This is a genomic window from Pseudomonas sp. NY15463 (assembly GCF_048068415.1).
GTDB classification, from domain to species: Bacteria; Pseudomonadota; Gammaproteobacteria; order Pseudomonadales; family Pseudomonadaceae; genus Aquipseudomonas; species Aquipseudomonas mosselii_C.
This window is the reverse complement of record NZ_JBLUQD010000009.1, coordinates 1-11619: the sequence shown is the minus strand read 5'-3', so window position 1 is coordinate 11619 and position 11619 is coordinate 1. Positions and strand designations below refer to the sequence as shown.

Below are 11619 nucleotides of genomic sequence, written 5' to 3'. Positions count from 1 at the left end.
TTGAAGAGCGTTTTATGGACAAGAGCAGAACGCGCAAGATCGGCCTTGGCATTGCCGTGGCCCTGGTGGCGGGGGTGGCGTTGTACGCCATCCAGGCGCCGGCCAAGCCGCCGCTGTACATCACCGCCACGGTGGAGCGCGGCGATATCGAGAATGCGGTGCTGGCCACCGGGGTGCTGGAAGGCATCCGCCAGGTGGACGTGGGGGCCCAGGTTTCTGGGCAGTTGCGCGCATTGAAGGTCAAGCTCGGCGACAAGGTACAGAAGGGCCAATGGCTCGCCGAGATCGATCCGCTGGTGCTGCGCAATACCCTGCGCCAGGCCGAGGTGGACGAGGAGAAGCTGCGCGCTGAGCGGCGCTCCACCGAGGCGCAGTTGCAGCAGGCGCGGCGGGTCTACGAGCGCTACAAGCTGCTGCAGAGCGACGAGTCGGTGTCGCGCCAGGACTATGAGAGCGCCGAGTCCGAGTACCAGGTGCAGCAGGCTGCGCTGCGTTCGCTCGATGCGCAGATCAAGAGCGCCCAGGTGCAGGTCGATACGGCCAAGGTGAACCTGGACTACACCCGCATCAGTGCGCCAATCGACGGCGATGTAGTCGGTATCGTCACCCAGGAGGGGCAGACCGTGATCGCCCAGCAGCTTGCCCCGATCATCCTCAAGCTGGCAGACCTGGACACCATGACGGTCAAGGCACAGGTGTCGGAGGCCGACGTGATCCATATCAGCCCCGGTCAGCAGGTCTACTTCACCATCCTGGGCGAGGACAAACGCTACTACGCCACGCTACGCGGCACGGAACCTGCGCCCCAGGACTATCTGGAGACCACCGACAAGACCGGCGCCAGCAGCACTCGGCAGAACAATGCGGTGTTCTACAACGCGCTGTTCGAGGTCCCCAACCCAGACCACCGCCTGCGCATTGCCATGACCGCCCAGGTACGTATCGTGCGTGATACCGCCAAGGCGGTGCTGATGGTGCCGGTGGCCGCGCTGGGACCGCGCAACCAGGACGGCAGCTACCGGGTGCGGGTACTCGATGCCAAGGGCCAGGCCCAGAGCCGCGACGTGCAGGCGGGTATCAACAACAACGTCAAGGTTGAGATCAAGGCGGGCCTGGCCGAAGGCGACCGGGTGGTGATCGGCGAGCCGGTCGGCGACCTGGCGGGGGCCTGAGCATGAACATGAGCGTTGCACCGGACATCCTGTGCCCCTCAGGCGGCGAGCAGCCGCCCGCATTGCTGCAGTTGCGCGGCGTCTGCCGCAGCTTCATGGCGGGTGATCGGGAGTTTCTGGCGTTGCGCCAGATCGACCTGAGCATCCATGCCGGCGAGCTGGTGGCGATCATCGGCGCCTCGGGCTCGGGCAAGTCGACCCTGATGAACATCCTGGGTTGCCTAGACCACGCCAGCGCTGGCAGCTACCAGGTTAGCGGCCAGGAAACCCGCGACATGGACGACGAGGCCCTGGCGGCGCTGCGGCGCGACCACTTCGGCTTCATCTTCCAGCGCTACCACCTGTTGCCGCACCTCGATGCGCTGCGTAATGTCGAGATACCGGCGGTCTACGCCGGTACCGCGCAAGGTGTGCGTCACGCACGTGCCCGCGAGCTGCTGACCCGGCTGGGCCTGGCCGGGCACCTGGCGCATCGGCCCAGCCAGATGTCCGGCGGCCAGCAGCAGCGGGTGAGTATCTGCCGCGCGTTGATGAACGGCGGGCAGGTGATCCTCGCCGACGAACCTACCGGGGCCTTGGACACTGCCAGTGGCAAGGAGGTGATGCGCATCCTGCTGGAGCTGCACCAGGCCGGGCATACGGTGATCCTGGTGACCCACGACCCCAAGGTGGCGGCCCATGCCGAGCGGATCATCGAGGTCAGTGACGGGCAGATCGTCAGCGACCAGTGCAACCGCTCGGCGCGGGACATGCCCGCCGAGTCTGCGCCGGGCGCCGCCGAGGCGCCTAGACCAAGACGCTTGGTGGCCGGCATGGGGTTGTTCCGCGAAGCGTTCGCCATGGCCTGGATCGCGCTGGTATCGCACCGCATGCGGACCTTGCTGACCATGCTCGGGATCATCATCGGCATCACGTCGGTGGTGTCGATCTCGGCTATCGGCGAGGGCGCCAAGGGGTATGTGCTGCGCGATATCGAGGCGATCGGTAGCAACACCATCGATATCTATCCAGGCAGCAACTTCGGCGACAGCCGGGCCAAGTCCATCGAAACGCTGTTGCCAGGGGATGTGGCTGCCCTCAACCAGCTGTACTACGTCGACAGCGCCACACCGGTGATCGGCCGCAGCCTGTTGGTGCGCTACCGCAACATCGACGTGGATGTGCAGCTCAACGGCGTCAACGAGCGTTACTTCAAGGTGCGCAACATCCGTTTCGATGCCGGCATTGGCTTCAGTGCCGACGATGCCCGACGCCAGGCGCAAGTGGTGGTGATCGACCACAATACCCGTCAGCGGCTGTTCGGCAAAGGCGTCGATCCGCTTGGCCAGGTGATCCTGCTGGGCAGCCTGCCGTGCACGGTGATCGGTGTGACCGCCGAGAACAAGAACCTGTTCGCTGCGAACAACGGTCTGAATGTCTGGCTGCCCTACGAGACCGCAGCTGGCCGCGTGTTCGGCCAACGGCACCTGGACAGCATCAGCGTGCGCATCCGCGATGGCGTGCCGAGCAAGCGAGTCGAGCAGGAGGTCAACGCCCTGATGTTGCAGCGCCATGGCACCAAGGACTTCTTCACCAACAACCTCGACAGCATCATGCAGACGGTGCAAAAGACCAGCCGCTCGCTGACCTTGTTGCTGTCGCTGATCGCAGTGATTTCGCTGGTGGTGGGGGGCATTGGGGTGATGAACATCATGCTGGTGTCAGTGACCGAACGCACCCGTGAGATCGGCATTCGTATGGCGGTGGGCGCGCGTCAGTCGGATATCCGCCAGCAGTTTCTGGTGGAAGCGGTGATGGTGTGCCTGATTGGCGGGGTGATCGGCATCGGGTTGTCCTACGGCATCGGTTCGCTGTTCACCCTGTTCGTCTCGCAGTGGCAGATGGTGTTCTCGCTGGCTTCGGTGGCGACCGCCTTCGCCTGCTCGACACTGATCGGCATCGTGTTTGGCTTCGTGCCGGCGCGCAACGCCGCCCGGCTCGACCCGATCGAGGCATTGGCACGGGATTGAGTCGCCGCCGCCAGGCGCAAGCGTCAGTGGTGTCGTGCCGGCACCTGGGCGTCGTACATCCAGCGCATCAGCGAGTGGCGCCCGCTGATGCCCAGTTTGATCGCCGCGCGGCGCAGGTAACTTTCCACGGTGTTGACCTTCAATGCCAGCAGCGCCGCTTGCTGCGGCGCGGTGTGCCCGGCCAGCAGCCCTAGGCACACCTGGTGCTCACGCTCGGAAAGGCTCAGGCCGCGTTGCTGCAGGCGCTCCAGGAAACGTGCCGGCATCGACTCGCCAACGGCCGGCGGCGGCTGCAGGGCGTCGCCGTGCTTCTCAAGCATTGGCAGCAGCAGCGGCGAGATGTCCTCCAGCAAGTGCCGCTCGGACAGCGTGAAGGCATCGCCCCGTGCTGCGCGCAGTACGGTGATCTGATAGTGGTAGCCATTGTTGCTACGGACCAGTTGCAGGCGTGCCGGGTCGCCCAGGTTAATCGCCGGGTGCGACAACACGGTCTCGCACAGCAGCGGTGGATCGCCTTCGCCGCAGGCGATGCGCGACTGACGAATATGCGTGGCATCGACCGTCAGTTGGGTGCTGATCAAGTCATGTAGCCTGCGCGGGAACTGCGCGCTGCCAGTGCTGGCGATGGCTTTGCCGATGTGTGGAAAGGGCAGGTGTGGGGGCATGGTGTCGTCCGTGAGTCAGTGAAAGTCAGCGCGGCGTGTCCTGTAGCGGCGCAAGTTGTTGCGAACCCTATTACAACGATTGAGTGACCATAAAATGAAACAAGATAATGTCATGGTAATGGCATTGGCCGGATTGAAACAGCATGACTTATCGGTCATCGTTAACTTTAGCGTAACGAATAGACGTCCTGCTTGATTGATACAACACTTGCCGCCGCCCTAAGGTGATTTCACGACAGCGAACCCGTGGAGTCACCCAATGACAACAATGAAGAATCCACCGCCGCAATGGTCGCGGCGCCGCGCCGAGAAACAGCGTCGCCTCGACCGCGTGCGCCATCTGGCCGAGGGGGCGGTGTTGCCCACCGAGCGGATCGTCGAGGCCCTGGAACTGCTGCTGGCACCGGGCGACCGTGTGGTGCTCGAAGGCAACAACCAGAAGCAGGCCGACTTTCTCTCGCGTTCGCTGGCCAAGGTCGATCCCGAGCGCCTGCACGACCTGCACATGATCCTGCCCAGCGTCAGCCGCGCCGAACACCTGGCGTTGTTCGAACGCGGGATTGCACGCAAGCTCGACTTCTCGTTCGCTGGCCCACAAAGCTTGCGTATCAGCCAATTGCTCGAAGACGGCCTGCTCGAAGTCGGTGCCATTCATACCTACATCGAGCTGTATTCGCGCCTGCTGGTTGACCTGATCCCCAACGTCACCTTGGTGGCTGGCTTCATGGCCGACCGCGACGGCAACCTGTACACCGGCCCCAGCACCGAGGACACCCCGGCGCTGGTAGAACCAGCGGCGTTCAGCGATGGCATCGTGATCGCCCAGGTCAATCAACTGGTGGATCGCGTGGATGACTTGCCACGGGTGGATATCCCGGCCAGCTGGGTGGACTTCGTGGTGGTCGCCGACCAACCGTTCTACATCGAGCCGTTGTTCACCCGCGACCCACGCCACATCAAGCCGGTGCACGTGCTGATGGCGATGATGGCGATTCGCGGCATCTACGAGAAACATCAGGTGCAGTCGCTCAACCACGGCATCGGTTTCAACACGGCTGCCATCGAGCTGATCCTGCCGACCTATGGCGAATCCTTGGGCCTCAAGGGCAAGATCTGCCGTAACTGGACCCTCAACCCGCACCCGACCTTGATCCCGGCCATCGAGACCGGCTGGGTGCAGAGCGTGCACTGTTTCGGCACCGAGCTTGGCATGGAGGACTACATCGCCCAGCGCCCGGATGTGTTCTTCACCGGGCGCGACGGTTCTTTGCGCTCGAACCGCATGATGTGCCAGTTGGCCGGACAGTACGCTGTGGACCTGTTTATCGGCGCCACCTTGCAAGTGGACGGCGACGGCCATTCCTCCACCGTGACCCGTGGACGCCTGGCCGGCTTCGGCGGCGCGCCGAACATGGGCCATGACCCGCGTGGCCGGCGCCATGCCACCCCCGCCTGGCTGGACATGACCGTGCCGGACACGCTGCTTGAGCGTGGTCGCAAGCTGGTGGTGCAGATGGTCGAGACCTACCAGGAAGGCGGTAAGCCCACCTTCGTCGATACCCTCGATGCGGTGGAGGTGGCAAAGAAGGCCGGTATGCCACTGGCACCGGTCATGATCTACGGCGACGACGTTACCCACCTGCTGACCGAGGAGGGCATCGCCTACCTGTACAAGGCCCGTAGCCTGGAGGAACGGCGACAGATGATCGCCGCCGTGGCCGGCGTCACCGCGATTGGCCTGCGCCACGATCCCAAGGACACCGAACGCCTGCGCAAGCTCGGACTGGTGGCCTTGCCGGAGGATCTGGGCATTCGCCGTACCGACGCCAGCCGTGAACTGCTTGCCGCCCGCAGCATTGCCGAGCTGGTGGAGTGGTCTGGCGGCTTGTACAACCCACCTGCACGGTTCAGGAGCTGGTGATGATGAATGCCTACGATCTGACGCTGCGTCAGGCGTTTCACGCGCACGTCGAGACCAGCCCACTCCCTGTGACGGCGAGCTTGAGCGCTCCAGGGTCGCAGCAGGGCGCCGCGCTGCCCTTGGCTGATCATCTCGCCGACCTGGCCGTCGCCGCGCTGCTCGACGAAGCCGACCTGTCGCCCAAACCTGGACTGGTGGACCGGCGCAGCAATGGTGCCCACCACGACATGAGCCTGGCGCTGATGCACGCCTCGGCCCTGGCCCTGTGGCCGTGCCTGCGGCAAATGGCTGAAGCCGCGCAGCAGTGCGGCGCGATTGGCCTGCCACTACGCGCGGCCCTGGGCCGCCTAGGCCGGGAGGGCGAAGCGACGATGCTGGCCACCACCGGTGGCGTCAATACCCACCGCGGGGCGATCTGGGCCTTGGGCTTGTTGGTCGCCGCTCGCGCCCTCGACCCCGGTGCCAGCGCCGAAACCCTGGCCCGGCGCGCTGGACGGATTGCGCTGCTCGATGATCCTGTCGCGGTGATGAGCGATAGCCACGGCAACCAGGTCCGTCAACGGCATGGCGTGGGCGGCGCGCGTGAGCAAGCCCAGCAGGGCTTTCCGGCAGTGATCGAACACGGTTTGCCGCAACTGCGCCGTAGCCGGGCCGCTGGTGCGGGCGAGGCGCATGCCCGGCTCGATGCACTGCTGGCGATCATGGCCACCCTCAGCGATACCTGCGTGCTCTGGCGTGCCGGGCCCGAAGGTCTGCAGGTCTTGCAGCGAGGGGCCGACGCCGTGCTCGCTGCCGGTGGCAGCGCCAGCCTTGGCGGACGCCGGCGGCTGCGCGAGTTGGATGCGCAGTTGTTGCGCTTGAATGCCTCTCCGGGTGGAGCCGCCGACCTGCTGGCGGCCTGCCTGTTCCTCGAATCTGCTGGGAGCGTGTGACATGCAGACCCTGAACTTTGATTTTCCTGCTCAGCAGCCGGGACGCGGTCGCGCCCTGGTGGGCTGCGTCAGCTCAGGCGACCTGGAAGTATTGATCGAGCCGGGCGAGGCCGGACGCCTGGAGATCCAGGTCGTGACCTCGGTCGATGGCGGCCAGGCGCGCTGGGAACAACTGTTCCAACGCCTGTTCGCCGACCGCGCCGTGCCGGCGCTGAAAGTCGACATCCATGATTTCGGTGCTACCCCCGGTGTGGTGCGCCTGCGCCTGGAGCAAGGTTTCGAGGAGATCGCGCATGACTGATACCGAGCGCCTGCTGCGTCACCGCAGCTTCGTCGAACTGGGGGCCCGCCAGCGCGCCCGCGCTGTGCTCGACGAGGGTACTTTCCGTGAATTGCTCGACCCCTTCGAGCGCATGATGTCGCCGTGGTTGCCGCGTCAAGGCATCGTGCCGCAGGCCGATGACGGCGTGGTGATCGCCAAGGGCCTACTGGCCGGGCGCCCGTGTGTGGTGGCGGCCATCGAAGGCGGCTTCCAGGGCGGCAGCCTGGGTGAGGTGGGTGGGGCGAAGATTGCCGGTGCCCTGGAGCTGGCAATCGAAGACAACCGCGCCGGCATACCCACCTGCGCCGTATTGCTGCTCGAGACCGGTGGTGTGCGGTTGCAGGAGGCCAACCTTGGACTGGCAGCAATTGCCGAGGTCCAGGCGGCAATCGTCGAGCTGCGTACGTACCAGCCGGTGATCGGCGTGATCGCAGGTGCGGTCGGCTGTTTCGGCGGCATGTCCATTGCCGCGGGGCTGTGCAGCCACCTGCTGGTCACCCGCGAGGCGCGCCTGGGGCTCAATGGCCCGCAAGTGATCGAGCAGGAGGCGGGCATCGACGAATACAACGCCAGCGACCGGCCGTTCATCTGGAGCCTGACAGGCGGTGAGCAACGCCATGCCAGCGCCTTGGTGGATGGCTTCGTGGCCGACGATGTCACACAGGTGCGCCAGGCCCTGTTGCAACTACTCGACACCCCCAGCGCCGAGCGTGCCGAGCGCTGGGCCTGGTACCTCGAACGCCTGGCCCGGCTGGGTGATGACGTAGCACAAATGGACGCCGCCACGGTGCGCGCCCTCTACCAAGGAGATGCCCCATGAACCGTGCCTTGAACTGGCTGCCGGGCCTGGCCGGCGGCGAAGCGCTGGGGGGATATCCCGCCTCGGTGCAGGTCATCGATGGTGAGCTGGACAATCGCCTGGCACGTTTCATCGCCGTGGTGCCCGATGCCGACAATCCTTTCCCGCGCGCGCGCTCGGGCGAAGTTGGCCTGCTCGAAGGCTGGGGGTTGGCCAAGGCGGTCAACGAGGCGGTGGAGGCCGATCGTGGGCGTACTAAACGCGCCATCGTCGCGGTGATCGATGTGCCCAGTCAGGCCTACGGGCGCCGCGAGGAGGCGCTGGGTATCCATCAGGCGTTGGCGGCTGCGGTACAGGCCTATGCCCGCGCACGCTTGGCCGGGCATCCGGTTATCGGGTTGCTGGTGGGCAAGGCCATGTCTGGCGCGTTTCTCGCCCACGGTTATCAGGCCCAGCGCCTGATCGCCCTGGATGACAATGGCGTAATGGTGCACGCCATGGGCAAGGCGGCGGCAGCGCGGATTACCCTGCGTAGCGTCGAGGCGCTGGAGGCGCTGGCGGCGGACGTGCCGCCGATGGCCTATGACCTGGCCAGTTACGCCTCGCTGGGCCTGCTCTGGCGCAGGCTGGGTGTCGCCAGCGCCGAGGCGCCAACGGCGGCGGATATCGCCACGGTGCGTGCATGCCTTGCACAAGCGGTGAGTGATATCGGCGAGTCTACCGACTTGGCGTCGCGTCTTCAGGGTGAGCACCGGCGCGCTTCTCGCGAGGTCCGCGAGCGCCTGCGTCGCCAATGGCAGGAGGCCTGAGATGAACGCCCTGCGCCCGCATGACTTGCTGTGGGGCATGACGTCGGCCATGTTGCCTGACGACGCGCCGGGCTGGGCGTTACAGGTACTGGATCAGGGGCTGCCGGTGGTGGTGCGGCGTGCCGGTTGCACGCAAGGTTGGGTCGCGGTCGGGGTGCGTGGCGATGGGCGTGAGCGACGTTATGCGGCGCTCATGCGCACGCAGGATGTGACGCAGGTAGCGAGCCCTGAGCAGATCGTGGCGCGTGCACAACTGGGGTTAGCAGCCTGTTGGCCTGCGCTCGATGCGCTGGGGGCCGTCGCCAGGGTGCTCGACAGCAGCCACCTGGCCTGGGGGCCGACTGGCGGCGTGGGTTACCAACTCGCCACCGGTATCGAGGTGTTGCACGCCGACAGTGACCTGGACCTGCTGCTGCGCACCCCGCAACCGCTGGCACGGCAAGCGGCTCGCGACCTGCTGGAGATTCTCGACTGCGCACCCTGCCGGGTAGACGTGCAACTGGAAACCCCAGGCGGCGCCGTCGCGCTGCGCGAATGGGCGGGGCCGGCGCGGCGGGTATTGCTCAAGGCCACCAATGGCGCACGCCTGGTCATCGACCCGTGGGCGGCGCTGGAGTGGGCAGCATGAGCAGCCTGTTCGTCTTCCCAGGTCAGGGTGCCCAGCAGGCCGGCATGCTCCATCGCTTGCCGCCGGGCAGTGAAGAGCTGGTGGAAGAGGCCTGCGATGTGCTCGGCGAGCCGGTGCTCGCCCTGGACAGCGCCGAGGCTCTGCAGGATACCCGCGCAGTGCAACTGTGCCTGTTGCTGGCCGGGGTGGCCTGGGCGCGCTGGCTGATGCAGCGTAGCCCGGCGCCCGAACACGTCGCCGGGCTGTCCATCGGGGCCTATCCCGCTGCGGTGATCGCACAAGCCCTGGCATTCGCCGATGCGGTGCGCCTGGTGGCCTTGCGTGGCGAGTTGATGCAGCGGGCCTATCCGCACGGTTATGGCATGACCGCCCTGAGCGGCTTGTCGCAGGCAGAGGTCGAGCAATTGCTGGGGCAGGTCAGCGACGAGGTGTACCTGGCCAATCTCAACAGTGACAACCAGATTGTCATCGCCGGTCGCGACGAGGCCATGGCCGAGGTGGCGCGCCTGGCTCGCCGCCAAGGCCAGGGCGTGGCGCGCCGGTTGGCGGTGAGCGTGCCATCGCACTGCCGTTTGCTGGACGCGCCAGCCGCGCAACTGGCGGCGGCTTTCGCCACGGTGGCTGTGCACAGGCCGCGCATCACCTGGCTGAGCGGTTGCCGCGCACGGCCGATGCACGACCCTGCGCAACTGCGTGACGAGTTGGCCGGCAACATGGCGCGCATCGTCGATTGGCGTGGCCTGTTGCGCAATGCCTACGAGCGCGGCGTGCGCCTGCACGTCGAGCTACCGCCAGGCAGCGTGCTCACGGGTCTGGCGCGTGCGGTGTTCGAACAGGGCCGGGTGGTGGCCCTGGAAAATACCCGAGCCGATACAGTGGACGCCTTGCTGCGCCAGGAGGTGGCTCACCGCCAATAACGCCGCTCCTGGTTTCGAAGAACAACAACAAGCAACTTCGACAAACGCTGAGGACAACAACAATGATCATCTATGGTGTGGCCTTGCTGGCCGTATGCACCCTTGCCGGCGTCATCGTCGGCGACTTCCTGGGTGTGCTGCTGGGCGTCAAATCCAATGTGGGCGGTGTGGGTATCGCCATGATCCTGCTGATCTGCGCACGCTTGTACATGCACCGCAAAGGTGGCATGAGCAAGGAGTGCGAGTTTGGCGTGGGCTTCTGGGGTGCAATGTACATTCCGGTGGTGGTGGCTATGGCTGCCCAGCAGAACGTCGTCACGGCCCTGCATGGCGGGCCGGTCGCGCTGCTCGGGGCGGTGGGTGCGGTGCTGGTGTGCGGGCTGACGATTGCCTTGATCAGCCGCAGCCATCGCGGTGAGCCGCTGCCGCCGCTGGAGGCGCCTACGACCCAGAACGCGCAGGCTGTGCCTGCGGGAGGTCGCTGACATGTGGCCGATCATTGATAATGCCCTGGAACACAATGGCCTGATCACCGCTTTCGCGGTGGTGGGCGCAATCATGTGGCTGTCGGTGCTGCTGTCGAAGTACCTGACCTTTGGCCGGGTCCACGGCTCAGCCATCGCCATCGTCATCGGCCTGGTGCTGGCCTGGGTTGGTGGCACGCTGACCGGTGGACAGAAAGGCCTAGCCGACATGGCTCTGTTCTCGGGGATAGGCCTGATGGGCGGCGCCATGCTGCGCGATTTCGCCATCGTTGCCACGGCCTTCGAGGTGCAGGCCACCGAAGCGCGCAAGGCCGGCATGATCGGCGCGGTAGCGCTGCTGCTGGGCACCGTGCTGCCGTTCATTGTCGGCGCCTGCGTCGCCTGGGTCTTTGGCTACCGCGATGCGGTGAGCATGACCACCATCGGTGCGGGAGCGGTGACCTACATCGTCGGGCCGGTGACGGGGGCTGCGTTGGGCGCAAGTTCCGATGTGATGGCGCTGTCGATCGCGACCGGCCTGATCAAGGCCATTCTGGTGATGGTGTTCACGCCGGTATCGGCGCGCTTGCTGGCGTTGGACAACCCGCGCTCGGCGATGGTGTTCGGTGGCCTGGCCGGTACGGTGTCCGGGGTGACGGCCGGGCTGGCCGCCACGGATCGGCGCCTGGTGCCGTATGGAGCGTTGACCGCGACTTTCCATACTGGGCTAGGGTGCTTGATGGGGCCTTCGATCCTGTACTTCTGTGTGCGGGGGTTGGTGGGGTAGAGGTTGCTGAGGTCTGCGGAGCCACCCACCGCGTCGCTTGCTGCGTGGTGGTCTGGCACGCCGGTAAACCCGTTTCCACCTGTAGGAGCGGCCGTGTGGGCCGCCAGGGGGTCGGTGCCCCCCCCCCCCCCATTGCAGAAGACGAAAAAAATGGGGGGGGCCGCGGCCCCGAGGCCGGCCCAGGGGCCGCGACG

The 11619-nt window shown here is 65.8% G+C and carries 12 protein-coding genes; 11 read left to right on the top strand and 1 reads right to left on the bottom strand.

The features are described from left to right. Window positions 1-14 precede the first annotated feature (14 nt). Both macA and ACNFIC_RS21555 read left to right on the top strand, forming a co-directional pair. A complete protein-coding gene (gene macA, locus ACNFIC_RS21560) occupies window positions 15-1172 on the top strand; it encodes a macrolide transporter subunit MacA (protein WP_138217852.1) in 1158 nt (385 codons plus the stop codon). Window positions 1173-1180: 8 nt separating this feature from the next. Then, complete coding sequence (locus ACNFIC_RS21555) at window positions 1181-3181, top strand: MacB family efflux pump subunit (RefSeq protein WP_416781931.1); 2001 nt, start codon at window positions 1181-1183, stop codon at window positions 3179-3181. Between the two features lie 23 nt (window positions 3182-3204). On the opposite strand, the gene ACNFIC_RS21550 is transcribed toward ACNFIC_RS21555, so the two are convergent. Beyond that, complete coding sequence (locus ACNFIC_RS21550; RefSeq protein WP_416781929.1) at window positions 3205-3846, bottom strand: helix-turn-helix transcriptional regulator; 642 nt, start codon at window positions 3844-3846, stop codon at window positions 3205-3207. Window positions 3847-4105: 259 nt separating this feature from the next. On the opposite strand from ACNFIC_RS21550, the gene mdcA reads away from it, so the two are divergent. From mdcA to madM, 9 genes are all read left to right on the top strand, one after another. Further along, the gene (mdcA, locus tag ACNFIC_RS21545) at window positions 4106-5767 is read left to right on the top strand and encodes a malonate decarboxylase subunit alpha (protein WP_138217849.1); all 1662 of its coding nucleotides are present in this window, start codon (window positions 4106-4108) and stop codon (window positions 5765-5767) included. A gap of 2 nt (window positions 5768-5769) precedes the next feature. Continuing rightward, a complete protein-coding gene (locus ACNFIC_RS21540) occupies window positions 5770-6699 on the top strand; it encodes a triphosphoribosyl-dephospho-CoA synthase (protein WP_138218169.1) in 930 nt (309 codons plus the stop codon). A 1-nt stretch (window position 6700) separates the two neighbouring features. Continuing rightward, window positions 6701-7000 carry a malonate decarboxylase subunit delta gene (locus ACNFIC_RS21535; RefSeq protein WP_416781927.1) on the top strand — a complete coding sequence of 100 codons (300 nt, stop codon included), beginning with the start codon at window positions 6701-6703 and terminating at the stop codon, window positions 6998-7000. Then, complete coding sequence (locus tag ACNFIC_RS21530) at window positions 6993-7841, top strand: biotin-independent malonate decarboxylase subunit beta (RefSeq protein ID WP_138217847.1); 849 nt, start codon at window positions 6993-6995, stop codon at window positions 7839-7841. The genes ACNFIC_RS21535 and ACNFIC_RS21530 overlap by 8 nt, the downstream gene beginning before the upstream one ends. Beyond that, entirely contained in the window at window positions 7838-8629 is a 792-nt protein-coding gene (mdcE, locus tag ACNFIC_RS21525) for a biotin-independent malonate decarboxylase subunit gamma (protein WP_138217846.1), read from the top strand. The genes ACNFIC_RS21530 and mdcE overlap by 4 nt, the downstream gene beginning before the upstream one ends. 1 nt (window position 8630) lies before the next feature. Further along, window positions 8631-9257: a malonate decarboxylase holo-ACP synthase gene (locus ACNFIC_RS21520; RefSeq protein ID WP_138217845.1), complete on the top strand. Its 627-nt coding sequence runs from the start codon at window positions 8631-8633 to the stop codon at window positions 9255-9257. Further along, the gene (mdcH, locus tag ACNFIC_RS21515) at window positions 9254-10174 is read left to right on the top strand and encodes a malonate decarboxylase subunit epsilon (RefSeq protein ID WP_416781926.1); all 921 of its coding nucleotides are present in this window, start codon (window positions 9254-9256) and stop codon (window positions 10172-10174) included. The genes ACNFIC_RS21520 and mdcH overlap by 4 nt, the downstream gene beginning before the upstream one ends. A 62-nt stretch (window positions 10175-10236) precedes the next feature. Further along, window positions 10237-10659, top strand: coding sequence for a malonate transporter subunit MadL (gene madL / locus ACNFIC_RS21510; protein WP_138217843.1), 423 nt, complete (start codon window positions 10237-10239; stop codon window positions 10657-10659). Window position 10660: 1 nt separating this feature from the next. Further along, window positions 10661-11425, top strand: a complete 765-nt coding sequence (gene madM / locus ACNFIC_RS21505; protein WP_138217842.1) for a malonate transporter subunit MadM — start codon at window positions 10661-10663, stop codon at window positions 11423-11425. Window positions 11426-11619: the final 194 nt, after the last annotated feature.

What these genes read in the sequence shown, in the direction of transcription:
- ACNFIC_RS21550 (WP_416781929.1), bottom strand. Translation starts at nt 3,846, where the DNA reads ATGCCCCCACACCTGCCCTTTCCACACATCGGCAAAGCCATCGCCAGC.
- mdcA (WP_138217849.1), top strand. Translation starts at nt 4,106, where the DNA reads ATGACAACAATGAAGAATCCACCGCCGCAATGGTCGCGGCGCCGCGCC.
- madM (WP_138217842.1), top strand. Translation starts at nt 10,661, where the DNA reads ATGTGGCCGATCATTGATAATGCCCTGGAACACAATGGCCTGATCACC.
- ACNFIC_RS21530 (WP_138217847.1), top strand. Translation starts at nt 6,993, where the DNA reads ATGACTGATACCGAGCGCCTGCTGCGTCACCGCAGCTTCGTCGAACTG.
- ACNFIC_RS21520 (WP_138217845.1), top strand. Translation starts at nt 8,631, where the DNA reads ATGAACGCCCTGCGCCCGCATGACTTGCTGTGGGGCATGACGTCGGCC.
- macA (WP_138217852.1), top strand. Translation starts at nt 15, where the DNA reads ATGGACAAGAGCAGAACGCGCAAGATCGGCCTTGGCATTGCCGTGGCC.
- ACNFIC_RS21535 (WP_416781927.1), top strand. Translation starts at nt 6,701, where the DNA reads ATGCAGACCCTGAACTTTGATTTTCCTGCTCAGCAGCCGGGACGCGGT.
- mdcH (WP_416781926.1), top strand. Translation starts at nt 9,254, where the DNA reads ATGAGCAGCCTGTTCGTCTTCCCAGGTCAGGGTGCCCAGCAGGCCGGC.
- ACNFIC_RS21555 (WP_416781931.1), top strand. Translation starts at nt 1,181, where the DNA reads ATGAGCGTTGCACCGGACATCCTGTGCCCCTCAGGCGGCGAGCAGCCG.
- madL (WP_138217843.1), top strand. Translation starts at nt 10,237, where the DNA reads ATGATCATCTATGGTGTGGCCTTGCTGGCCGTATGCACCCTTGCCGGC.
- mdcE (WP_138217846.1), top strand. Translation starts at nt 7,838, where the DNA reads ATGAACCGTGCCTTGAACTGGCTGCCGGGCCTGGCCGGCGGCGAAGCG.
- ACNFIC_RS21540 (WP_138218169.1), top strand. Translation starts at nt 5,770, where the DNA reads ATGAATGCCTACGATCTGACGCTGCGTCAGGCGTTTCACGCGCACGTC.